This is a genomic window from Vibrio sp. AK197 (assembly GCF_053903115.1).
Map to the genome: position 1 here is coordinate 188153 of NZ_CP096430.1, position 23141 is coordinate 211293.

17 protein-coding genes, 4 tRNA genes, 3 rRNA genes and 1 pseudogene are annotated in these 23141 nt (G+C 47.3%); 19 read left to right on the plus strand and 6 right to left on the minus strand.

Translation table 11 applies throughout. The features are described 5' to 3' along the window. The first annotated feature begins 105 nt into the window (after window positions 1-105). The 7 genes from M1D72_RS07990 (at window position 106) to M1D72_RS08020 (ending at window position 5714) form a co-directional block, all read left to right on the plus strand. Window positions 106-1658 (plus strand): 16S ribosomal RNA (locus M1D72_RS07990). A gap of 89 nt (window positions 1659-1747) precedes the next feature. After that, window positions 1748-1823 (plus strand) — tRNA-Glu (locus M1D72_RS07995). Window position 1824: 1 nt separating this feature from the next. Beyond that, window positions 1825-1900: transfer RNA gene (locus tag M1D72_RS08000), tRNA-Lys, on the plus strand. Between the two features lie 44 nt (window positions 1901-1944). Further along, a tRNA-Val gene (locus M1D72_RS08005) sits at window positions 1945-2020 on the plus strand. Between the two features lie 405 nt (window positions 2021-2425). Continuing rightward, a 23S ribosomal RNA gene (locus M1D72_RS08010) occupies window positions 2426-5316 on the plus strand. Window positions 5317-5477: 161 nt separating this feature from the next. Continuing rightward, window positions 5478-5593: ribosomal RNA gene (rrf, locus tag M1D72_RS08015) — 5S ribosomal RNA — on the plus strand. Together the 16S, 23S and 5S rRNA genes with 4 tRNA genes alongside form the textbook arrangement of a ribosomal RNA operon. A 44-nt stretch (window positions 5594-5637) precedes the next feature. Further along, window positions 5638-5714 (plus strand) — tRNA-Asp (locus M1D72_RS08020). Window positions 5715-6045: 331 nt separating this feature from the next. On the opposite strand, the gene M1D72_RS08025 is transcribed toward M1D72_RS08020, so the two are convergent. Further along, window positions 6046-6663 (minus strand): uracil-DNA glycosylase family protein, encoded by a 618-nt coding sequence (locus M1D72_RS08025; protein WP_456296567.1) that lies wholly within the window; start codon window positions 6661-6663, stop codon window positions 6046-6048. Then, the gene (locus M1D72_RS08030) at window positions 6663-7589 is read right to left on the minus strand and encodes a D-2-hydroxyacid dehydrogenase (protein WP_456296568.1); all 927 of its coding nucleotides are present in this window, start codon (window positions 7587-7589) and stop codon (window positions 6663-6665) included. Before M1D72_RS08030 ends, M1D72_RS08025 begins: the two co-directional genes overlap by 1 nt. Before the next feature lie 71 nt (window positions 7590-7660). On the opposite strand from M1D72_RS08030, the gene M1D72_RS08035 reads away from it, so the two are divergent. Further along, on the plus strand, window positions 7661-8251 hold the full coding sequence (locus M1D72_RS08035) for a YjaG family protein (protein ID WP_390196315.1): 591 nt from the start codon (window positions 7661-7663) through the stop codon (window positions 8249-8251). Between the two features lie 35 nt (window positions 8252-8286). Here the strand turns inward: M1D72_RS08035 and M1D72_RS08040 are convergent, their stop codons facing one another. Then, window positions 8287-9351 carry a CNNM domain-containing protein gene (locus tag M1D72_RS08040; protein WP_390196318.1) on the minus strand — a complete coding sequence of 355 codons (1065 nt, stop codon included), beginning with the start codon at window positions 9349-9351 and terminating at the stop codon, window positions 8287-8289. A gap of 334 nt (window positions 9352-9685) precedes the next feature. Here M1D72_RS08040 and hupA point away from each other — a divergent pair, with 334 nt between their 5' ends. After that, on the plus strand, window positions 9686-9958 hold the full coding sequence (hupA, locus tag M1D72_RS08045; RefSeq protein ID WP_390196320.1) for a nucleoid-associated protein HU-alpha: 273 nt from the start codon (window positions 9686-9688) through the stop codon (window positions 9956-9958). 49 nt (window positions 9959-10007) lie between these two features. Then, window positions 10008-10706 (plus strand): DUF1481 domain-containing protein, encoded by a 699-nt coding sequence (locus M1D72_RS08050; protein WP_390196324.1) that lies wholly within the window; start codon window positions 10008-10010, stop codon window positions 10704-10706. A gap of 44 nt (window positions 10707-10750) precedes the next feature. Here M1D72_RS08050 and purD read toward each other — a convergent pair whose 3' ends face one another. The 3 genes and pseudogenes from purD to M1D72_RS08065 all read right to left on the minus strand — a co-directional run. Next, a complete protein-coding gene (gene purD, locus M1D72_RS08055) occupies window positions 10751-12040 on the minus strand; it encodes a phosphoribosylamine--glycine ligase (protein WP_456296569.1) in 1290 nt (429 codons plus the stop codon). A gap of 167 nt (window positions 12041-12207) precedes the next feature. After that, window positions 12208-13800: a bifunctional phosphoribosylaminoimidazolecarboxamide formyltransferase/IMP cyclohydrolase gene (purH, locus tag M1D72_RS08060; protein WP_456296570.1), complete on the minus strand. Its 1593-nt coding sequence runs from the start codon at window positions 13798-13800 to the stop codon at window positions 12208-12210. Window positions 13801-13947: 147 nt separating this feature from the next. Then, a pseudogene (locus M1D72_RS08065) lies at window positions 13948-14016 on the minus strand (phosphoribosylamine--glycine ligase); the annotation flags it as partial. Window positions 14017-14077: 61 nt separating this feature from the next. Between M1D72_RS08065 and zntR the strand changes: the two are divergent. The 9 genes from zntR (at window position 14078) to M1D72_RS08110 (ending at window position 23139) form a co-directional block, all read left to right on the plus strand. After that, window positions 14078-14479, plus strand: coding sequence for a Zn(2+)-responsive transcriptional regulator (zntR, locus tag M1D72_RS08070; RefSeq protein WP_390196333.1), 402 nt, complete (start codon window positions 14078-14080; stop codon window positions 14477-14479). A gap of 78 nt (window positions 14480-14557) precedes the next feature. Continuing rightward, window positions 14558-15136, plus strand: a complete 579-nt coding sequence (locus M1D72_RS08075; protein ID WP_390196628.1) for an aminodeoxychorismate/anthranilate synthase component II — start codon at window positions 14558-14560, stop codon at window positions 15134-15136. 380 nt (window positions 15137-15516) lie between these two features. After that, window positions 15517-16728 (plus strand): aspartate aminotransferase family protein, encoded by a 1212-nt coding sequence (locus tag M1D72_RS08080; protein WP_456296571.1) that lies wholly within the window; start codon window positions 15517-15519, stop codon window positions 16726-16728. Between the two features lie 91 nt (window positions 16729-16819). Then, window positions 16820-17839, plus strand: a complete 1020-nt coding sequence (gene astA, locus M1D72_RS08085) for an arginine N-succinyltransferase (protein WP_456296572.1) — start codon at window positions 16820-16822, stop codon at window positions 17837-17839. A gap of 28 nt (window positions 17840-17867) precedes the next feature. After that, on the plus strand, window positions 17868-19328 hold the full coding sequence (astD, locus tag M1D72_RS08090; protein ID WP_456296573.1) for a succinylglutamate-semialdehyde dehydrogenase: 1461 nt from the start codon (window positions 17868-17870) through the stop codon (window positions 19326-19328). Window positions 19329-19462: 134 nt separating this feature from the next. Beyond that, complete coding sequence (locus M1D72_RS08095) at window positions 19463-20254, plus strand: 2-oxoadipate dioxygenase/decarboxylase family protein (protein ID WP_456296574.1); 792 nt, start codon at window positions 19463-19465, stop codon at window positions 20252-20254. Window positions 20255-20552: 298 nt separating this feature from the next. Then, on the plus strand, window positions 20553-21392 hold the full coding sequence (gene kduI, locus M1D72_RS08100) for a 5-dehydro-4-deoxy-D-glucuronate isomerase (RefSeq protein ID WP_456297370.1): 840 nt from the start codon (window positions 20553-20555) through the stop codon (window positions 21390-21392). A 167-nt stretch (window positions 21393-21559) separates the two neighbouring features. Then, window positions 21560-22549: a TRAP transporter substrate-binding protein gene (locus tag M1D72_RS08105; protein WP_456296575.1), complete on the plus strand. Its 990-nt coding sequence runs from the start codon at window positions 21560-21562 to the stop codon at window positions 22547-22549. A gap of 59 nt (window positions 22550-22608) precedes the next feature. Then, a complete protein-coding gene (locus M1D72_RS08110) occupies window positions 22609-23139 on the plus strand; it encodes a TRAP transporter small permease (RefSeq protein WP_390196347.1) in 531 nt (176 codons plus the stop codon). Window positions 23140-23141: the final 2 nt, after the last annotated feature.

Below are 23141 nucleotides of genomic sequence, written 5' to 3' on the forward strand. Positions count from 1 at the left end.
CTGAGGTTTCAATGAACTGAGTGACCAATCAAGACTTCGGTCTTGGCACAGTCAATTCAACATTACTATGTAATGTAATCAGTATTCATTGAGCCAAAAAACTTTAAATTGAAGAGTTTGATCATGGCTCAGATTGAACGCTGGCGGCAGGCCTAACACATGCAAGTCGAGCGGAAACGAGTTAACTGACCCTTCGGGTGACGTTAACGGCGTCGAGCGGCGGACGGGTGAGTAATGCCTGGGAAATTGCCCTGATGTGGGGGATAACCATTGGAAACGATGGCTAATACCGCATAATAGCTTCGGCTCAAAGAGGGGGACCTTCGGGCCTCTCGCGTCAGGATATGCCCAGGTGGGATTAGCTAGTTGGTGAGGTAAGGGCTCACCAAGGCAACGATCCCTAGCTGGTCTGAGAGGATGATCAGCCACACTGGGACTGAGACACGGCCCAGACTCCTACGGGAGGCAGCAGTGGGGAATATTGCACAATGGGCGCAAGCCTGATGCAGCCATGCCGCGTGTGTGAAGAAGGCCTTCGGGTTGTAAAGCACTTTCAGCAGTGAGGAAGGCAATGTATTTAATAGATGCATTGTTTGACGTTAGCTGCAGAAGAAGCACCGGCTAACTCCGTGCCAGCAGCCGCGGTAATACGGAGGGTGCGAGCGTTAATCGGAATTACTGGGCGTAAAGCGCATGCAGGTGGTTTGTTAAGTCAGATGTGAAAGCCCGGGGCTCAACCTCGGAATAGCATTTGAAACTGGCAGGCTAGAGTACTGTAGAGGGGGGTAGAATTTCAGGTGTAGCGGTGAAATGCGTAGAGATCTGAAGGAATACCAGTGGCGAAGGCGGCCCCCTGGACAGATACTGACACTCAGATGCGAAAGCGTGGGGAGCAAACAGGATTAGATACCCTGGTAGTCCACGCCGTAAACGATGTCTACTTGGAGGTTGTTCCCTTGAGGAGTGGCTTTCGGAGCTAACGCGTTAAGTAGACCGCCTGGGGAGTACGGTCGCAAGATTAAAACTCAAATGAATTGACGGGGGCCCGCACAAGCGGTGGAGCATGTGGTTTAATTCGATGCAACGCGAAGAACCTTACCTACTCTTGACATCCAGAGAACTTGGCAGAGATGCCTTGGTGCCTTCGGGAGCTCTGAGACAGGTGCTGCATGGCTGTCGTCAGCTCGTGTTGTGAAATGTTGGGTTAAGTCCCGCAACGAGCGCAACCCTTATCCTTGTTTGCCAGCGAGTCATGTCGGGAACTCCAGGGAGACTGCCGGTGATAAACCGGAGGAAGGTGGGGACGACGTCAAGTCATCATGGCCCTTACGAGTAGGGCTACACACGTGCTACAATGGCGCATACAGAGGGCGGCCAACTTGCGAGAGTGAGCGAATCCCAAAAAGTGCGTCGTAGTCCGGATTGGAGTCTGCAACTCGACTCCATGAAGTCGGAATCGCTAGTAATCGTGGATCAGAATGCCACGGTGAATACGTTCCCGGGCCTTGTACACACCGCCCGTCACACCATGGGAGTGGGCTGCAAAAGAAGTAGGTAGTTTAACCTTCGGGGGAACGCTTACCACTTTGTGGTTCATGACTGGGGTGAAGTCGTAACAAGGTAGCGCTAGGGGAACCTGGCGCTGGATCACCTCCTTAATACGAAGATTATTGCGATGAGTGTTCACACAGATTGATGGTTTATACGGTTTTAGAGTATTAAGCGTTCCCAAACGCTTACGATTAGTGTCCCGTTCGTCTAGAGGCCTAGGACACCGCCCTTTCACGGCGGTAACAGGGGTTCGACTCCCCTACGGGATACCATGGGTCGTTAGCTCAGTTGGTAGAGCAGTTGACTTTTAATCAATTGGTCGCAGGTTCGAATCCTGCACGACCCACCATTTCCTCCCGCGGAAATGCTTACGTTTCGGTAAGAAAATAATGTGGGCGATTAGCTCAGTTGGGAGAGCACCTGCCTTACAAGCAGGGGGTCACTGGTTCGAGCCCGGTATCGCCCACCACTCTCTAAGAATTCTTGGATACACAATTCCAAACCAGTTCTCAATGAATATGGTTCGGATTCTGACCGTCTGAGAATGTTTAGAAAGTGGTTCTTTTTATAGAACAACACTTGCTCTTTAACAATTTGGAAAGCTGACGAATAACAACAATCCCCTTATCTTTTGATAAGCGTTGTTATTCAAATAAAAGTTCTCAAATCCTATATCTCTCAGAGATGTAGGTACCAAAATACACATTCAAGTGTTCTTGGGAACAACATTACGTTGTTCATATTTGAGTCCGGCAAAATCGAAATGTCTCTCGCTCATTCAAATAATGAGAGACACAAACCTTGGTTGCTTATTTGTCTTCACTTTAAAAAGTGAAATCAAATGAGCCATACGTAAGACCCTTTGGGGTTGTATGGTTAAGTGACTAAGCGTACACGGTGGATGCCTTGGCAGTCAGAGGCGATGAAGGACGTACTAACTTGCGATAAGCGTAGATGAGGCAGTAAGAGCCACTTGAGTCTACGATTTCCGAATGGGGAAACCCAAGTGCATAAGCACTTATCTTGCAGTGAATACATAGCTGTAAGAGGCGAACTCGGGGAACTGAAACATCTAAGTACCCGAAGGAAAAGAAATCAACCGAGATTCCGACAGTAGCGGCGAGCGAAATCGGATTAGCCCTTAAGCTTTTAATGATGCAGGTGAACAAGCTGGAAAGCTTGGCAATAAAGGGTGATAGCCCCGTAGCCGCTCCATCATTTTGAGTGAAAACGAGTAAGGCGGGACACGTGATATCCTGTTTGAAGATGGGGGGACCATCCTCCAAGGCTAAATACTCCTGACTGACCGATAGTGAACCAGTACCGTGAGGGAAAGGCGAAAAGAACCCCTGTGAGGGGAGTGAAATAGAACCTGAAACCGTGTACGTACAAGCAGTAGGAGCACCTTCGTGGTGTGACTGCGTACCTTTTGTATAATGGGTCAGCGACTTATATTCAGTGGCAAGGTTAACCGCATAGGGGAGCCGTAGGGAAACCGAGTCTTAACTGGGCGCTTTAGTCTCTGGATATAGACCCGAAACCGAGTGATCTAGCCATGGGCAGGTTGAAGATTGAGTAACATCAATTGGAGGACCGAACCGACTAATGTTGAAAAATTAGCGGATGACTTGTGGCTAGGGGTGAAAGGCCAATCAAACTCGGAGATAGCTGGTTCTCCCCGAAAGCTATTTAGGTAGCGCCTCGGACGAATACTACTGGGGGTAGAGCACTGTTAAGGCTAGGGGGTCATCCCGACTTACCAACCCTTTGCAAACTCCGAATACCAGTAAGTACTATCCGGGAGACACACGGCGGGTGCTAACGTCCGTCGTGGAGAGGGAAACAACCCAGACCGCCAGCTAAGGTCCCAAATTATTGCTAAGTGGGAAACGATGTGGGAAGGCTTAGACAGCTAGGATGTTGGCTTAGAAGCAGCCATCATTTAAAGAAAGCGTAATAGCTCACTAGTCGAGTCGGCCTGCGCGGAAGATGTAACGGGGCTAAGCAATAAACCGAAGCTGCGGCAATGCAATTTATTGTATTGGGTAGGGGAGCGTTCTGTAAGCGGTTGAAGGTGTGTGGTAACGCATGCTGGACGTATCAGAAGTGCGAATGCTGACATGAGTAACGATAAAGGGGGTGAAAAACCTCCTCGCCGGAAGACCAAGGGTTCCTGTCCAACGTTAATCGGGGCAGGGTAAGTCGACCCCTAAGGCGAGGCCGAAAGGCGTAGTCGATGGGAAACGGGTTAATATTCCCGTACTTCTTACAATTGCGATGGGGGGACGGAGAAGGCTAGGTGGGCCTGGCGACGGTTGTCCAGGTTCAAGTGCGTAGACTTAAGAGTTAGGTAAATCCGGCTCTTTCTAAGGTCGAGACACGATGTCGAGCCACTACGGTGGTGAAGTCATTGATGCCATGCTTCCAGGAAAAGCCTCTAAGCTTCAGATTGTAAGGAATCGTACCCCAAACCGACACAGGTGGTCGGGTAGAGAATACCAAGGCGCTTGAGAGAACTCGGGTGAAGGAACTAGGCAAAATGGTACCGTAACTTCGGGAGAAGGTACGCTTCTGACGGTGAAGTCTCTTGCGGATGGAGCTATCGGAAGTCGCAGATACCAGGTGGCTGCAACTGTTTATTAAAAACACAGCACTGTGCAAAATCGTAAGATGACGTATACGGTGTGACGCCTGCCCGGTGCCGGAAGGTTAATTGATGGGGTTAGACTTCGGTCGACGCTCTTGATCGAAGCCCCGGTAAACGGCGGCCGTAACTATAACGGTCCTAAGGTAGCGAAATTCCTTGTCGGGTAAGTTCCGACCTGCACGAATGGCGTAATGATGGCCACGCTGTCTCCACCCGAGACTCAGTGAAATTGAAATCGCTGTGAAGATGCAGTGTACCCGCGGCTAGACGGAAAGACCCCGTGAACCTTTACTACAGCTTGGCACTGAACATTGAGCCTACATGTGTAGGATAGGTGGGAGGCTTTGAAGTAATCACGCCAGTGGTTATGGAGCCATCCTTGAAATACCACCCTTGTATGTTTGATGTTCTAACTTGGTCCCCTAATCGGGGATGAGGACAGTGCCTGGTGGGTAGTTTGACTGGGGCGGTCTCCTCCCAAAGAGTAACGGAGGAGCACGAAGGTGGGCTAATCACGGTTGGACATCGTGAGGTTAGTGCAATGGCATAAGCCCGCTTGACTGCGAGAATGACAATTCGAGCAGGTGCGAAAGCAGGTCATAGTGATCCGGTGGTTCTGAATGGAAGGGCCATCGCTCAACGGATAAAAGGTACTCCGGGGATAACAGGCTGATACCGCCCAAGAGTTCATATCGACGGCGGTGTTTGGCACCTCGATGTCGGCTCATCACATCCTGGGGCTGAAGTCGGTCCCAAGGGTATGGCTGTTCGCCATTTAAAGTGGTACGCGAGCTGGGTTTAGAACGTCGTGAGACAGTTCGGTCCCTATCTGCCGTGGGCGTTGGAGAATTGAAAGGGGCTGCTCCTAGTACGAGAGGACCGGAGTGGACGAACCTCTGGTGTTCGGGTTGTGTCGCCAGACGCATTGCCCGGTAGCTAAGTTCGGAATTGATAACCGCTGAAAGCATCTAAGCGGGAAGCAAGCCTTGAGATGAGTTCTCCCTGGCGCTTTAAGCGTCCTAAAGGGTTGTCGTAGACTACGACGTTGATAGGCAGGGTGTGTAAGCGTTGTGAGGCGTTGAGCTAACCTGTACTAATTGCCCGTGAGGCTTAACCATACAACACCCAAGGGGTTTTGTGGGCTCAAAGCAAGAACAGAATTGAATGTGTAAGAAACAGAACGAAACCAGCTTTCCAAACTTTTTGTTTTCACTTTTTTAGAAAAAGTGAAAGTAAAACAGATAAACTTGCTTGAATGAGCGGGTTTAAAAAGAATTTGCTTGGCGACCATAGCGATTTGGACCCACCTGATTCCATGCCGAACTCAGAAGTGAAACGAATTAGCGCCGATGGTAGTGTGGGGCTTCCCCATGTGAGAGTAGGACATCGCCAGGCTTTAAATTTAGTGAACTTGCTTTATTAAGCAGGTATACCACTGCGGAGTGGTAGTTCAGTTGGTTAGAATACCGGCCTGTCACGCCGGGGGTCGCGGGTTCGAGTCCCGTCCACTCCGCCATTTATACTAAGCCTCAGTCGAAAGACTGGGGCTTTTTTACGTCTGGAGAAAGGTGAGTAATGCAGAAGTGCTCGTTCAGTGGGTTCGCTTATTGACCTTGAAAGAAAAGCGGCCTGTCACACTGCCGAAGGTATTTATGGGTTCGGGCCCCGCAGGGTGCCAGTCCAACCGCTCCGCCATCATACTAAGCCTCAGACTAGGCGTCCCCACCGAAATGTTGGCGCTTTTCTCAGTCTATAAAAAATAGTTAGTTTACTTATCTTGAAACAAGCGCCTTCAGTTCTTGATCTCGAGCTTATTCATTCGGCCCAAGGTGTTTTCGCCGCATTACTTACGCTCTATTCGGTGAGTTATGATTATCCAACGTGTTGGGATCGATCGCTAAGTGTTGATGAACATAGCGACGAATAAAAGGAATGACTTCTTCCTCGAACCAAGGATTTTTCCTTAACCAAAGCGTATTTCGCGGCGAAGGGTGGGGCAATGGTAAGTATTGTGGTGCCCACTTTTCCCATTGCTTTACAGTTTCCGTTAGTGTCTTGGGTTTGTCGGACAAATAATAGTTTTGCGCATACTGACCAATAAGCAGCGTCATACCAATATTCGGCAGGCAATTCAGTACGGGTTGATGCCAAAGCGGCGCGCACTCTTTACGAGGTGGTAAATCACCACTTTTGGCCTTTCCTGGGTAACACAGACCCATCGGCATGATGGCAATATTGTCTGGATCATAAAATGCGTCTTTATCAAGCTCAAGCCATTGCCTTAGTCGATCGCCGCTAGGATCATTCCAAGGGATTGAGGTTTTGTGTACTCGAGTACCAGGGGCCTGACCAATAATCATTAGCTTAGCACTCTCGCTCGCTTGTATCACTGGATTAGCGCCAAGCGGTAGTTCCGGTTCGCATACTCTGCATTGACGAACTTGGTTTAATAATTGGTCAAGCATCAATAGCCTCGAATAAAATCGACTTGATGATTGAGAGTGAATCCATCTCGCCATTGTAAATAATTATCGGCAAAGATGCCCGCGACCTGTTTGGGAAAGCTTGGGGCTGCGACGTGAGGCGTAATCGTTATTGCTGGATGGTGCCATAAAGGGCTGTCTTGGGGTAGCGGTTCTTGGTCGAATACATCAAGGTACGCATGAGCAATATTCTGCTGTTCAATGGCGGATAGCAACCCTGTAATTTCCAGCGTATTCCCTCGTCCAACATTAAACAGCAAAGCTTGCTTGGCAAAAGACAATGACTCTTGGTTAAGTAAATGATGCGTTTGCTCGGTATTGGGTAATGTATTGACGATGATATCCGCATTCTCCAGTGCTAATTCCAGCTGCTGAATATGATAAACAGTATCAAAGGGTGAGCCCTTTGGTGGAATACCACTGCGATTGATACCCATTGTTTTGATGCCAAAATGATTTGAAGCGTGAGCTAAGTGCGCCCCAATCGAGCCTGTCCCTAGTATGACCATTGTTTTGGTCGCTAAAGAGTCAAACGAGTAAGCATGCCATTCTTGATTGCTTTGTTGCTGCTTATACTGAACAAAATGACGATAATACTGGAGGCTATAGCCGAGAACATATTCGGCAATCAGCGGGCCAAATATGCCCTTGATATTAGTAAGTTGGTAATCTTGACGCAGTGATGGCGTCATCAGAGGTTCAACTCCTGCATAAACCGACTGCAACCATTGTAGATTGGGGAACTCATCCAACTGCTTGGCTGCTAGAGGTGGCGCTGCCAGTAAGATTGTGGCTTGTTGTTTGTCTTCAGTGATCTCGAGATCCTCAAGATCACGCTCAGCAAGCAATTGGCGGTAAGTTTGGTCTTGTTTAGTCAGAATATAGAGCTTATGAGTAAAATTGTTCATGTTCTTCGCTTTTTTCCATTCGGTAGATCAAGTACACTTCCGCTGTCTTCTTCAGCAACGAATGAGTAACCATGCTACAGAATCCACTTCAGGTTCGTCTAGAAAAGTTAGAACCTTGGCAACAGATTACCTTTATGGCTTGCCTATGTGAGCGTATGTATCCCAACTTTGCGATGTTTTGTGAGCAAACGGAGTTCGCTGAAGCGCGAGTTTATCGTGATATTTTAGATAGTGTTTGGGAAATACTGACGGTTAAAAATGCCAAAGTGAATTTTGAACGTCAGCTTGAAAAGCTGGAAGACGTCATTCCGAGTTCTGAAGATTTTGATATTTATGGTGTGCTACCAGCGATTGATGCCTGTGTCGCACTGTCTAGCTTACTTCATGGCTTACTTGACCGTGAGGAAGGTTTGTATGAAAGCATGCAAGAAATTAGTCAACAGTCGGTGTTAACAGTCGCTCAGTTGGAGCTTGCCAATACGGGCGTCGAGATTACCAACGACAATCAAAAACAAAATGAAGCGGTGTGTGAAGAGTGGGATGTCCAGTGGGCTATTTTCCGCCCGTTACGTGAGGCGACAGAGCGCGACATCGATCTGATTAAAGATTTACGTCAGGAACTCAGAGATGAGTGCGTGAGTAATATCGGTATTGAGTTATAAAAAAGGAGCCTTCAGGCTCCTTTTTACTCTTTGGCTTACTCTTCTTCTTTTTCATCACGGCTTTCTATGACGCCGTGAGTTTGTTTCCATTGCTCCCACTTCTGAAAAGCAAGCTGCTGCATGTCGGTGGTTTTGTCTGCTTCATCGATGATTTCTTCACCCAGTAAGTATTCAAAAATATCTTCTAAAGTGACAATGCCTTGCACCGTGCCATATTCATCAACCACAAGGGCAAGTTGTAGACGCTGTGCCATCATCTGCTCAAACACTTTAGGCAGAGACAAGGTATTCAGTACCACATGGATAGGACGCATAATCGCACCAAGTTGCTTTTCTCCCATCCCTGCCTGTTGCAGCTTAAATAACTCCAAACGATGAGCAAAGCCGATGATGTTATCCTTGGATTGACTGTAAATGAGCGGTCTTGAGAACGGCGTTTCTTTATAGTCTTTGAGGAAGCGGTTGATGGTCATCTCTGCTTTTACTCGAAACAGTACCGTTCTTGGTGTCATCACTTGAGTAATCGGAACGTTTTGAATACGCAGTAAGTTATCAAGAATTTTCGATTCTCCTTCGGCAAATTCCCCGCTCTCTCTCGCTAGGATTGCCATTGCCGATAATTCATCTCGCATTAGCGGTGTGCTTTGTTCTTTGGAGAGACGTTTCGTTATCAACTCGGAGAACCACACGAAGGGTTTTAGCCACCAGATCATCGCAATCAAGACACTCGCAGTAAGTGGAGCGAGCTCTCGCCAATAAGTCGCACCGAGCGTTTTCGGTACGATTTCAGAAAGTAGAAGAATCCCCAGGGTTAACACTGCTGAAAATAGTCCAAGCCACTGACTGCCAAAGACGACAGCGGCTTGCGCACCAGCGCTCGCTGCGCCAATCGTATGGGCAATGGTATTGAGGGTCAGGATGGAAGCCAGTGGGCGATCAATATCCTGTTTTAGGCGTTCGAGTTTTTCAGCAGAGCCATGAGACTGCTGTTTAAGTTGAGCGATATAAGTAGGAGTGATACTTAATAACGTGGCTTCAAGTACCGAACAAATAAACGAAATGCCAATAGCGATGGAGACATAAAGTGTCAGCAGCAGCATATAATTCCTTACAGAGTAATCGACCCGAAAGGGTAGAAAGTTCCGCTATGTAGACTGATTTTAGGTGCGGAAACGTATTATATTTGAGAGTGAAAATAGGTGAAAGCCCTTATTTCGTAGGGGCTCCAGAGCTCTCCACCTTAGTACATATGGTTTGAATGTCATGAAATCAAGTATGCTTTTTAACCAGCTCTATGACAAATTGTGAGTTGATGCTCAGAATATGGTTAAAAGTACGTCATGAAAGTCAAAGATCGGCTACAAACCTTTGCCAGATGGGGCGTTTATGCTTTAGAGTGAGGAGAATTCAATAACATATAAGAAGGGAAACCTAATGAACAAGACCCAATTAATCGACTTTATCGCAGAGAAAGCAGACCTTTCAAAAGCTCAAGCGAAAGCTGCTCTTGAAGCTACTCTTGACGGTGTGACTGGCGCACTTACAGAGGGTGACCAAGTTCAACTAATTGGTTTTGGTACATTCAAAGTTAACCACCGTGCAGCACGTACTGGTCGTAACCCTAAAACTGGTGCTGAAATCCAAATCGCCGCTGCAAACGTTCCTGCATTTGTTGCTGGTAAAGCACTGAAAGATTCAGTGAAGTAATTTATAAACTGCACTAAGCTTGTCTTAGTGCAGTTCTTTTTGGAACACTATGAAAAAGATCCTTCTTCCTTCATTAATAAGTTTATTCTTGCTTGGCTGCTCCTCAGCCGTCGTCCCTACTAAAAATCCCGATTTATATGTTAATTATACGGGTGGGCAAACCATGGGCGACACCACCAGTTTCTACTGGTATACCGAAAAATCCTCCAATCCTGATTCCGCCGCCGATTACGTTTTTTCGGGAAATTACGGTTGGTATAAATCGGATTATCGTTGGGAAGGCAACCAAGTCCGTGAATTTATTCGTGAAGGTGAACAAATCAAGCCGGAAGAGGGGTTAGTCCCTTATAAAATCCATGCTCGCTTCAATAAAGCGGGAGAGGCGGTTTATCAGCAATACCGAATTGATGGTAAGGTATTGCCCTTAAGTTCTGAGCAATTACTTCGCTATCAACAAGAAGCTAAGACGCTACAACAAACCTCTGTCGCCCAAGAAGAGGTCGGTTTAGAGTTATTGCAAGGGGTTTGGGATGGTTCTTCACTTGAATTGTGCTCCGGGCAGACGTATGAGCGTGTTGAGTTCAACCAAACGCTACCAAGCTTTGTGATTAATCGGTTAGCCACTATTGATAGCTACGTGGCATTTATGGGGTCTTTGCGAAGCAATCGAGTCGTGGTTGCTGAGCTACTTAGCTTAGCCGATGAAGACCATGGGTGTGTGGAACGCCCAGTGCTGATAGAAGATTAAAAAAGGCGCTCATTGAGCGCCTTTTTTGTCGCGATAATAAAGAGTTAGCTGTTTTGTTCACGAGCAATGGCACGGTAGCCAATATCATTCCGATAGAAGACGCCATCCCACGAAATTTGCTTGCTGAGTGCATAAGCGCGTTGCTGAGCTTCTAGCACCGTGTTACCTAGAGCGGTGGCACACAGTACGCGTCCGCCACTGGTCACGACATCGCCGTTATTCTCGCTTGTTCCAGCGTGGAAAACTTTTTCGCCGTCGATTTCCTGCTGCGGCAGACCAGAAATGACATCACCTTTTTGATAATCACCTGGATAGCCGCCAGCCGCCAATACGATGCCAATAGAAGCACGTGGGTCCCATTTGGACTCCGCTTGATCCAATTTGCCATCAATTGCGGTTAAGCACAGCTCAACTAAATCGGATTGCATGCGCATCATGATAGGTTGAGTCTCTGGGTCACCAAAACGGCAGTTATACTCAATCACTTTTGGAGTGCCGTCTGTATCGATCATCAAGCCAGCGTATAAGAAACCTGTGTATGGATGACCTTCCTGAGCCATTCCATTTACGGTTGGATAAATCACTTCTTGCATGATGCGATCATGAATTTCTTGCGTGACTACTGGAGCAGGTGAATACGCGCCCATCCCACCAGTGTTAGGCCCAGTGTCTTTATCGCCTACTCGTTTATGATCTTGGCTCGTCGCCATTGGCAATACGTTTTTGCCGTCAACCATCACGATAAAGCTTGCTTCCTCGCCATCGAGGAATTCTTCAATAACCACGCGGCTGCCTGCATCGCCAAAGGCATTGCCAGCAAGCATGTCTTTGATTGCGTCTTCGGCTTCTTCTAGCGTCATGGCCACAATAACGCCTTTACCTGCGGCCAAGCCGTCGGCTTTAACCACAATCGGCGCACCTTGAGCTCGTACGTACTCGATGGCTGGTTCGATTTCAGTAAAGTTGGCGTAAGCGGCTGTTGGAATCTTATGGCGTGCTAAGAAGTCTTTAGTGAACGCTTTTGAACCTTCCAATTGCGCAGCGGCTTGCGTTGGGCCAAAGATTTTCAGGCCAGCTTGACGAAACGCATCAACCACACCAATCACCAAAGGTGCCTCTGGACCGACAATGGTTAAATCGACCGCATTGTCTTTAGCGAATGCCACGAGCTTTTCGATGTCTTCAACCTGAATTGAAACATTGGTCAGCTTTGGCTCAAGCGCCGTTCCTGCGTTGCCTGGTGCAACAAAGATATTGTCAACTTCTGGGTTTTGCGCCACTTTCCAACCGAGAGCGTGCTCGCGACCGCCGCCACCAATAATCAATACATTCATTTTTTAATCCTTACTGCTGGGCCATTTCTAAGACCCCCGTATCAAGCATGTGGATTTATAGCGATAAACCGTACGTGCTTTTGTTGAGCTCTCAAAAATGGCTGTGCATTAAATTCTTAAAACGTTGCTTTAACGAATTTTTAAACTTATCTCATCTAAATGCTGAATTAGTGACGGAAGTGACGCATGCCTGTAAAGATCATTGCCATTCCGTGCTCGTCTGCCGCGGCAATGACTTCTTCGTCACGCATAGAACCGCCCGGCTGAATGACACATTTGATTCCCGCTTCTGCTGCCGCATCGATACCATCACGGAATGGGAAGAAAGCATCAGAAGCCATCACGCTACCAGCCACTTCAAGGCCTTCATCGGCCGCTTTAATACCAGCAATCTTAGCGGAATAAACACGGCTCATTTGGCCTGCTCCGACACCAATAGTCATGTCGCCTTTGGCGTAAACAATGGCATTCGATTTCACGTACTTCGCCACTTTCCAGCAGAACAGCGCATCTTTAAGCTCTTCAGCGCTTGGTTGGCGTTTAGAAACGACTTTGAGATCTTCCAAACCGACCATGCCTTGGTCACGGTCCTGAACCAATAAGCCGCCATTGACGCGTTTTAGATCAAAGCCAGAAGTTTTGGTCGACCACTCGCCACATTCAAGCAAGCGAACATTTTTCTTCGCGGCAACCACTTCAGCAGCCTGAGCTGAAACGCTTGGTGCAATGATGACTTCAACGAACTGACGTTCAACAATCGCCGCCGCCGTATCTGCGTCTAACTCTTGGTTAAACGCGATGATGCCACCAAAAGCTGATGTTGGATCGGTTTGATACGCTCGGTTATAGGCTTCAAGAATGTCGTTGCCCAGAGCGACGCCACATGGGTTCGCGTGTTTAACGATCACACAAGCCGGTTCTCTGAATTCTTTGACACACTCAAGTGCGGCGTCTGTGTCGGCAATGTTGTTGTAAGACAACGCTTTACCTTGTAATTGACGAGCCGTTGATACCGATGCTTCTTGAGGGTTCGCTTCAACATAGAAGGCGGCAGCTTGGTGACTATTTTCACCGTAGCGCATGTCTTGTTTTTTCTCGAATTGCTGATTGAAGGTGCGAGGGAATTTGGATTCTTGGTCACCTTCTTTATTTTCGCCGTAGCTAGGCACCATGGTACCGAAGTAGTTGGCGATCATACCGTCGTAGGCTGCGGTGTGTTCAAAGGCAGCGATGGCAAGGTCAAAGCGAGTATCCAGCGTAAGTGATTGGTTGTTGCTGTCCATTTCGCTAATTACACGCGTGTAATCTTTCGCATTCACGACGATGGTGACATCTTTATGGTTTTTCGCTGCCGAGCGCACCATCGTTGGTCCGCCGATATCAATGTTTTCAACGGCATCTGCGAGTGTGCAACCGTCTTTAGCCACGGTTTCTGCGAAAGGGTATAGGTTGACGACAACCATATCAATTGGGTTAATGCCGTGCTCTGCCATGATGGCATCATCTTGACCACGACGGCCCAGTACACCACCGTGTACTTTTGGGTGGAGCGTTTTTACACGCCCGTCCATCATTTCTGGAAATCCGGTATAGTCAGAAACTTCAGTCACTGATAAACCGTTGTCGGCAAGTAGGCGAGCGGTGCCGCCAGTAGAAAGAATATCGACGCCACGCTCTGCTAGAGCGGTAGCGAACTCAACAATACCGGTTTTGTCTGATACGCTGATCAAAGCGCGACGAATAGGACGAGCGTTGTTCATGCTTCCTTGTTCCTCAAAATAAGTGGAGTTTTAAGATGTTTGCCAAAAGTGAACATGGGTTACTTGAGCGGTAACAACTTGGCCAATTTTGGTAAAAACCTTAGTCTGGGTTTTCATCCGTGAAGTGAAAGTGTTGCAGACAATCCAAATTTTGATGGCGCGTATTCTAACTAATTTATTACAAAAAAGCTCGCGCAATCGTTTGGCATGATGAAATTATTTGCAAATCCCACGATATTTCGCGTTTTAGATAACAACAATGCAAAAAGGTATCACGATGTTCCAGATAGGTGAATTAGCGAAACGCTGCGGCGTAAGTACTGATACGTTGCGCTTTTATGAAAAGAACCAATTGATCAAACCAGCAGGTCGGAGTGAATCTGGTTATCGTTTGTATAACGATAACAATCAACAGCAAGTGGCATTTATTCTCAAAGCCAAAGCGTTAGGCTTAAGTTTGGAGGACATTCGGGAGTTACTGGAGATCAAATTGGAAGCGACGGAGCACAGCTGCGCCGAAGTTAAGGCCATTACCTCAAGCAAACTCGAGATCATCGACAATAAAATTGCCGAGCTGAGAGAGATTCGCAGCGCGTTGAGTAAAATTAATAGTGCGTGTTGTGGTGGTGTGGATGAAGACGCAACCCATTGTTCGATTCTTGCTGCATTGGAGAAGTAACGGCAGTTTATACTTGCCTTTCGCTGCGGCTACTGCAAAATACGCTCACTTCAACATGCTGACATGACTTTATTTCTTATGCTGCTGATTATCGATAACTACGATTCATTTACCTATAACCTTTACCAATACTTTTGTGAGTTGGGCGCTGAGGTTAAAGTGGTTCGTAATGACGAGATTGATATCGCGGGTATTGAGGCTCTTGCTCCTTCTCACTTAGTTATCTCTCCTGGGCCATGCACACCCAATGAAGCGGGTATTTCATTGGCGGCGATTCAGTACTTTGCTGGTAAGTTACCGATTCTAGGTGTTTGTCTCGGCCACCAAGCGATCGCACAAGCCTTTGGTGGTGAGGTGGTCAGAGCCCGTCAAGTTATGCATGGAAAAACCTCCCCGATTGTTCACACCGGAAACAGTGTGTTTAAGCAGCTCAATAACCCCTTAACTGTCACGCGGTATCACTCACTGGTGGTGAAAAACGGGACATTGCCTGATGAATTTGAGTTGACGGCTTGGACGCAATTCGCGGACGGTTCGATGGATGAAATTATGGGCTATCAACATAAAACGCTGGCGATAGATGCCGTACAATTTCACCCTGAATCGATCAAAACGGAGCAAGGGCACCAACTTTTGGCCAACTTTTTAGCGCGCTAACTCCCTCAGAACTCTGATAACGATCACCTTTCTCAACATTCCTCAGCTTCCTTTTCACTGGTTGTCTTGGTTGCAATTCTATGCGCAGCTGAGTACGTTGCTTTACGTCAACCTAATGATTTATCGATGGTTTGAAATTTTTTTTTGCGCTAGTTCAAAAAAACACTTCATAAAAGAAGTGGCATGATGCATAAATAATCATAGGCGTCTCAAAAGACGCTAAGTGGTTGCTAGTAAAAAGAATAAATCACTATTGAAATGGTTAATTAAATGTAAATACAATGCTGCATCAAGCAAAAGTCGAAACAATCTCCGTTAAACTTAGTTTATAAGACAATGGATTACTCGACTCGCGGTGCGGTATTGAGAGGGAATGTGCAATGACAATGGAACAAAACGTAGAGCGCGGTTTATTCGATGAGGTAATGGTGCCTTGTTATAACCCGATGGAAATGATCCCAGTGAAAGGGGAAGGCTCTCGAGTATGGGACCAGCAGGGCAACGAATACATCGACTTTGCTGGCGGGATCGCGGTGAGCTGTTTAGGACATTGTCACCCAGCGATGGTCAAAGCACTGAACGAACAAGGCAACAAGTTGTGGCACCTTAGCAACGTGATGACCAATGAGCCCGCACTGCGTTTAGCCAAAAAACTGACTGACATCAGTTTTGCCGAGAAAGTGTTTTTTGCTAACTCTGGCGCCGAAGCTAATGAAGCGGCATTAAAATTAGCTCGTCGCTATGCCGCCGATGTGTATGGTTCAGAGAAGTCAGAAATTATTGCGTTTAAGCAAGGGTTCCATGGACGTACTTTCTTCACTGTCACGGTGGGCGGACAAGAAGCTTATTCTGATGGCTTTGGGCCAAAGCCAGGTAACGTAACCCATTTGCCATACAATGATATCGAAGCGCTCACGCAACACATTTCTGATCGCACTTGCGCGATTATGATGGAACCCCTTCAAGGTGAGGGGGGAATTGTGTCTCCAACACCTGAGTTTGTACAAGCTGTGCGAGAATTATGCGATAAGCACAATGCATTACTGATTTTTGATGAAGTGCAAACGGGCAATGGCCGTACGGGTGATTTTTATGCGTATCAAGGGCTTGGTATTACACCTGATATTCTCAGTACCGCAAAATCGTTGGGGGGCGGGTTCCCAATAGGCGCAATGTTAACAACGACCAAACTAGCTCAGCACATGAAAGTGGGCGTACATGGTTCGACATATGGCGGTAATCCCCTCGCATGTGCGGTGGCCGAAGCGGTGGTTGATATCACGAGCCAGCGAGACACCCTAGCGGGTGTTAAGCAGCGTGAAGCTTTAATGCGTGAAGGCTTAGAGAAGATTAATCAAAAATACCAAATTTTCAGTGAAATTCGCGGTAAAGGTCTATTACTGGGTGGCGCTCTAACCGAGCAGTGGCAAGGCCGAGCTCGCGATGTTTTGGTAGCTGCAGGAAAACATGGCCTATTGATGCTGGTTGCAGGTGCCAATGTCGTGCGCTTTACACCATCATTAGTGATAAGTGAACAAGAAATTGAACAAGGTTTAGCGAAACTGGATAAGGCGATAGCCTCTTTGGTTTAACTAAGCATATCGCCCCTTGCGCGGAAGCGAGGGGCGCATCCATCACCTGAGAATCGACTCAGGAGCTACTTGCATCAGGAGGGAAGTAACGATGCTGGTTGTTCGTCCTATTGCGATGTCTGATTATGACTCGCTGCATACTTGTGCCGTTGAATCCGGCCACGGTTTTACCTCTTTACCCGTCAACGAAGAATTATTAACCAATCGCATTCAGCACTCGGAATACAGTTTTAGTAAATCTAGCGTGACTGAGCCCGGTGATGAAGGTTATTTGATGGTTGGTTTTGATAGTGAAACGGGTGAGGTTGCAGGGTGTACTGGCATCGAAGCATCCATTGGCTGGGATGTGCCATTTTACTCGTATCACATCAGTACCATTGTGCACTCTTCGCAGAAGCTGGGTGTCAATAATGTGGTTAAGTTGCTGACATTTGGCAATAACTACACGGGATGTTCGGAGATCTGCACTCTCTTTTTGCGTCCTACGTTTCGCGGTGGATTAAATGGACGATTAATGTCCAAATGCCGTTTTTTAATGATGGCTGAACATCCGCATCGTTTCTCGAAGACCATTTTTGCTGAAATGCGTGGCGTTTCTGATGAAGAGGGCAATTCACCTTTCTGGCAGTGGCTACAAGAGCACTTTTTCTCGATTGACTTCACTATGGCTGATTACTTGACTGGTATCGGTAATAAAGGCTTTATTGCCGACCTGATGCCTAAGCTACCGATTTACATCAACTTATTGAGTAAAGAGGCGCAGGCGGTGATCGGTCAAGTTCACGAGAATACTCGTCCAGCGTTAAAGCTGCTGGAAAATGAAGGTTTCACTTGCCGTAACTACGTCGATATTTTTGATGCGGGCCCAACCGTCGAATGCGATTTAAAAAACATTAACTCGGTGCGTGACTCGTTTCGTGCCAAGGTGCAAATCGCTGAACACTCGAGTTCACAAGATTATTTAATTGCGAATACGTTGTTTGAAGATTTTCGTGCGACTGCGGCGAAAGCGGCGTATGACAAAGAATCTGAGAGTGTGATTATTTCTCCTCAGGTCGCCGAAGCGTTGAACTTAGTCGTGGGTGATTATGTGCGTATGCTCGCGCAATAAATGGTTCGAATAATACAAGGATACTAAGATGACACATTGGATTGCAGGTCAATGGGTAGAAGGACAAGGTGAACAACTGCATTCAACCAGTCCATACAATGAACAGACAGTTTGGCAAGGTAAAGCCGCTAGTGCTATTCAAGTTGATCAAGCCGTGAGTGCGGCTCGTCATGCCTTAATTGAATGGAAGCGATTAAGCTTCGAGCAACGTGAAAAGGTAGTGTTGACCTTTGCGGAATTGGTGAAAACCAATAGCGAGCAAATTGCCGAAATCATTGCCCAAGAAACCGGTAAGCCATTGTGGGAAACTCGAACCGAAGCCGCGGCGATGGCTGGCAAGATAGCCATTTCTATTCGTGCTTATCACGAACGCACCGGAGAAAGCACGCGAGAAGCCAATGGTAACCAAATTGTATTGCGTCATCGTCCACTCGGGGTCATGGCAGTGTTCGGTCCTTATAACTTCCCTGGTCACCTGCCGAATGGTCATATCGTGCCAGCGCTTCTGGCTGGCAATACCGTGGTATTTAAGCCTTCTGAACAAACGCCAATGACGGGCGAGTTTGCCATGAAACTTTGGCAACAAGCCGGTATTCCAAATGGTGTAATTAACTTAGTCCAAGGCGCAAAAGAAACAGGTATCGCTCTGGCAGAGTCTAAGGGTATTGATGGCTTACTGTTCACGGGCAGCGCGAACACAGGTCATGTTTTGCATCGCCAGTTTGCCGGGCAACCGGGTAAGATGCTGGCATTAGAAATGGGGGGGAATAACCCCATGGTAATCTCCGAACACTATGGCGATCTTGATGCCGCGGTTTATACCATTATCCAATCCGCGTTTATCAGTGCTGGGCAGCGCTGTACCTGCGCGCGTCGCTTGTATATTCCGCAAGGTGAAAAAGGCGATCGGCTTTTGGAAAAGCTGGTGGTTGCGACAAAAAACATTCGAGTGGATCAGCCTTTTGCTGAGCCTGCGCCATTTATGGGTCCGCAAATCTCAAAAGCGGCGGCGGATTTTATTTTGGCAGCGCAAGCCAATTTACTTTCATTGGGTGCCACGAGTTTAGTCGACGCTCGCGCTGGTGATGCCGCATTTGTTACTCCCGGGATTATTGATGTCACTGCGATTGAACAGTTGCCAGATGAAGAGTACTTCGGCCCGCTGCTGCAAGTCGTCCGTTATCAACACATAGAGCAAGCCGTAGAGATGGCCAACGACACGCGATTTGGCCTCTCTGCGGGGCTGGTTTCGACACAAGACAGTGAGTGGGACTATTTTGTTGAACATATTCGTGCTGGGATAGTGAATCGTAATCGCCAACTGACAGGTGCCAGTGGTGATGCGCCATTTGGGGGGCCTGGAGCGTCAGGAAACTTACGCCCAAGCGCGTATTACGCAGCAGATTATTGTGCTTATCCGATGGCATCGATGGAAGGCGAAACGCCGGTACTTCCAGCAACCTTTAGCCCCGGCTTGTCGCTTGACTAAACCGATTAGCCTGCGACTCAGTGAGCGATAACACTCAGCGCAGGCTTAATGATATAGAAGACCGTCACAGGCTGATGATTGTGGATCTCAGCAAATCTTACCTCTCTTTTTGCGTGAATAAATGAGGAGGCGATATGACGCCCTGCGCTCTGTTTGATTGTTTATGGCAAGACTATATTAAGCGCTTGTGCCCATCGGCGCAGCGTGTACACCAATTGCTTGAAGAAGACCAAGCTCTGATTAATGATCATATTGCTCTGCGTACTTTTAACCTAGCGTCGCTCGGGCTGGCAACATTGGCCAAACCTTTTCTTGAACTCGGTTATCGAGAAGGAGGCGATTATGTGTTTGAAAGCAAAAAGTTGGTCGCTAAGCATTTTGAACATGATGACCCATCCTTACCTAAGGTGTTCATTAGCGAGTTAAAGGTTGAAGAGTGCTCATCTGAGCTGCAGGAAATTGTTACACGTTTAGTGGCTCAGGTTGATAGTGCGTATTTCGCTGGCAACCAGTTTCTCTATCAAGGTCGCCCTTGGTCGTTAAGTTTTGCAGAGTATCAAACACTGGCCTTGGAAAGTGAATACGCCGCATGGTTAGCGGCGCATGGGTACGGAGCCAATCATTTTACGGTGAGTGTCAATCAGCTCAATCGCTTTGAGCAAGTGAAACAAGTGAATGACTATCTACGTGAGTCAGGGTTTACCATCAATACGTCAGGAGGTGAAGTTAAAGGCACGCCGGATGTTCTGTTAGAGCAATCATCGACGATGGCGGATAAGGTCATGGTGTCATTTGCTGATGAGTCACAGGAGATTCCCGGGGGCTTTTATGAGTTCGCCAAGCGTTATCCGCAAGCGGATGGCAAATTATATTCTGGCTTTGTAGCGGCTTCAGCCGACAAAATTTTTGAGAGTACCGACCGCTAAGATTGACTTTCCCCAATCGTTATTCGTTAAAGCCTCGCAATCGCGAGGCTTTTTTGTTGCGTATTGATTCCCTGCCATAACCGCATTATGACCTTTTTTGACCTCTCAATAACCACACGTTTTCCCTTCATTTACCTTACTGTTACCTGGCCATTTTAGCCATCAGTGCGCTAGCTCAAAAAATATTGGCATTCGATAGCCAAAAAGTATCCGCTGATCACAATTTATAAAAATCATATATAAATGGAATTGATCAAATATGAATAAGTGGTACTTTTTGCTCACCAAGGAGGCTGCGATGCACATTAATTACAACAGTAACCCTACCGATGCGAAATCTTACGACACTGATCGTTTACGCTCGGAATTTCTGACTGAAGAGTTTTTCAAACCTGGTGAGATCACCATGGTGTATAGCCACATTGATCGTATTGTTGCCATGGGCGTTAGCCCAAGTGAACAAGCATTAAAGCTGGACGATGTTGCTGATAAAAAAGCATTTGGTACGGACTTTTTCTTGCAGCGACGTGAGCTAGGCATTGTGAATTTAGGTCAGCGAGCGATGGTGAAAACCAGTACCAGCGAATACACGCTTGAGCATCTTGACGCGCTTTACTTAGGACAAGGCGAGCAAGAGATTGAATTCGTATCTTTGGTCGACGGTGAGTATGCAACGCTTTATTGCTTGAGTGCGCCAGCACATCACGCTTACCCAACACGAATGATTTTACGTGATCAAGCACGCCAAGTGGATTTAGGGGCACAAGAGAATGCCAATGCTCGTTTGATCACTCAGTACCTCCATCCAGATGTATTGCCAACTTGCCAGCTATGCATGGGCGTCACCCATCTTAAGCCGGGTAGTGTTTGGAATACGATGCCGGCTCATACTCATGAACGTCGTATGGAAGCGTATCTCTACTTCAATATTAAGCCTGAACAAGTGGTGTTCCACTTTATGGGCGAACCGACTGAGACGCGCCACATCATTGTTCGTGATAAGCAGCTCGTATTATCACCCAGTTGGTCTATTCACTCAGGCTGCGGCACACAAAACTACAGTTTCGTGTGGGGCATGCTGGGTGAAAACCAGACCTTTGATGATATGGATTTTGTCGATATGAACGCGATTCGCTAATTCGGCATCACATAGTCACAGATGCAGTGCATTTTTAGCGCATAACTTTATTCGTCATAAGTCGTTATCTGCGTTGATATCGCAATCCATTTTCATCAAAGCGTATTTGTCCTCGACGCGAAATGATTAGAACAACATAAAGATTTGTACCCTACGGAGACTTTTTCATGTTTAAACCTTCTGCCCTAAAGCTCGCAACTATTGCGACAGTTATCGCCAGTTCTCTAAGCTATTCAAGCTTAGTGAGTGCCGCCACTGAGTTAAAAGCGGCGTTTAACCAATCTGATAAACACCCTCAGTATCAGGCGCTGAAAGATTTTGGTGACAAACTGAGTGAGCAAACAGACGGCCGCTACAAGCTGACCATTTATCCTAATGAATTGCTTGGTGACCAACGTGCCGCGCTTGAACTCGTACAAAACGGGGCTATCCAAATGGCCGTGGTGGCCAACCCATTGGTTGAAAACTACGACAAGACGTTCCGCGTGATTGGGATGCCTTATGTCTACTCAGGTTCCGAACATCAAGAAAAAGTCTTCACATCGGGTGCGCTTGATGAGTTGTTCGCCTCGACACAAAAGTTTGGTTTTGAGGTGCTAACGGCTTATACCGCAGGTGCCCGTAGCATGTATACCAAAGGTGGGGCAGTCACTTCCGTAGAGGACATGAAAGGTAAGAAGATTCGTGTCATGCAATCTGACACCATGATCAAGATGCTTTCATGCATGGGTGGTACTGGTGTGCCAATGAGCCAAGGGGAAGTGTACACCGCAGTACAACAAGGGGTTCTTGATGGTGCGGAAAACAACGAAATCACCTATGCCGATTTGAAACAATATGAAGTCGCGCCTTACTTCTCAACCACTCGCCATCTGATGGTGCCCGATTTAGTGGTTATCAGTAGCTACTTCTTGTCTACGATGTCTGCAGAAGACCAGGCGACCATCAAACGCTTAGCCAAAGAGAGCACGCCAGAAGAGTTTAAGATCTGGAATCAGCAAATCACTGAAGCGAAGAAAGTGGCGCAAGATAAGGGTGCAACGTTCACTGAAGTGGATATCAAGCCGTTCCAAGAAGCTTGCCATTCTTTGCAAGACCAACTGTTAGAAACACCCGCTCAAAAAGCGTTATTTGAAAAAATCACCGCATTGCAATAATTGCGCGTGTATCGATGTGGTCGAGGCGAATGCCTCGGCCTGATAAAGGTTAAGAAGTTATGTTGAACAATGATCAAAGTGGCCTACTTGGTGTCGTGTCTATGCTCAAGCGTTGGCTCGATAAGCTGGTTGCGAGTACATGCATTGCCATTGTTGCGGCGATGACCGTTCTGGTGACTTACCAAGTCGTAGTGCGATACCTGTTTAATAGTCCTAGTGCCGTTAGTGAAGTGATGTCGCGCTACCTGTTTATTTGGTTAGTGCTGATTGGCAGTGCGTACGTGTTTGGGTTGAAAGAGCACATGGCGATTTCGTTCGTGAAAGAAAAGTTCTCTGCCAAAGCGCAAGTGATTGTCGAAATGTTTATTGAATTGACCACGGTCGTTTTCGCTCTGGCAATTATGCTGGTGGGGGGCTACAACAGCGCCGTTCGACAAATGTGGCAGTTGGACTCTGCACTGCAAATTCCAATGGGGGCTATTTATGCCGCGATTCCAATCAGTGGCGGTTTGATGGTGTTTTACTTTTTACATAATGAATTGCAGCTGTTCTCGCGTTGGAAGCAATTGCGTTCTTCAACGGTGAACTAGGG

Excerpts from the sequence above, each read along its gene's own strand:
- M1D72_RS08025 (WP_456296567.1), bottom strand. The coding sequence starts at position 6,663 with ATGCTTGACCAATTATTAAACCAAGTTCGTCAATGCAGAGTATGCGAA.
- M1D72_RS08035 (WP_390196315.1), top strand. The coding sequence starts at position 7,661 with ATGCTACAGAATCCACTTCAGGTTCGTCTAGAAAAGTTAGAACCTTGG.
- M1D72_RS08030 (WP_456296568.1), bottom strand. The coding sequence starts at position 7,589 with ATGAACAATTTTACTCATAAGCTCTATATTCTGACTAAACAAGACCAA.
- purD (WP_456296569.1), bottom strand. The coding sequence starts at position 12,040 with ATGAATGTATTGATTATTGGTGGCGGCGGTCGCGAGCACGCTCTCGGT.
- M1D72_RS08110 (WP_390196347.1), top strand. The coding sequence starts at position 22,609 with ATGTTGAACAATGATCAAAGTGGCCTACTTGGTGTCGTGTCTATGCTC.
- purH (WP_456296570.1), bottom strand. The coding sequence starts at position 13,800 with ATGAACAACGCTCGTCCTATTCGTCGCGCTTTGATCAGCGTATCAGAC.
- M1D72_RS08050 (WP_390196324.1), top strand. The coding sequence starts at position 10,008 with ATGAAAAAGATCCTTCTTCCTTCATTAATAAGTTTATTCTTGCTTGGC.
- astA (WP_456296572.1), top strand. The coding sequence starts at position 16,820 with ATGCTGGTTGTTCGTCCTATTGCGATGTCTGATTATGACTCGCTGCAT.
- M1D72_RS08080 (WP_456296571.1), top strand. The coding sequence starts at position 15,517 with ATGACAATGGAACAAAACGTAGAGCGCGGTTTATTCGATGAGGTAATG.
- M1D72_RS08040 (WP_390196318.1), bottom strand. The coding sequence starts at position 9,351 with ATGCTGCTGCTGACACTTTATGTCTCCATCGCTATTGGCATTTCGTTT.
- M1D72_RS08095 (WP_456296574.1), top strand. The coding sequence starts at position 19,463 with ATGACGCCCTGCGCTCTGTTTGATTGTTTATGGCAAGACTATATTAAG.
- M1D72_RS08105 (WP_456296575.1), top strand. The coding sequence starts at position 21,560 with ATGTTTAAACCTTCTGCCCTAAAGCTCGCAACTATTGCGACAGTTATC.
- astD (WP_456296573.1), top strand. The coding sequence starts at position 17,868 with ATGACACATTGGATTGCAGGTCAATGGGTAGAAGGACAAGGTGAACAA.
- M1D72_RS08075 (WP_390196628.1), top strand. The coding sequence starts at position 14,558 with ATGCTGCTGATTATCGATAACTACGATTCATTTACCTATAACCTTTAC.
- kduI (WP_456297370.1), top strand. The coding sequence starts at position 20,553 with ATGCACATTAATTACAACAGTAACCCTACCGATGCGAAATCTTACGAC.
- hupA (WP_390196320.1), top strand. The coding sequence starts at position 9,686 with ATGAACAAGACCCAATTAATCGACTTTATCGCAGAGAAAGCAGACCTT.
- zntR (WP_390196333.1), top strand. The coding sequence starts at position 14,078 with ATGTTCCAGATAGGTGAATTAGCGAAACGCTGCGGCGTAAGTACTGAT.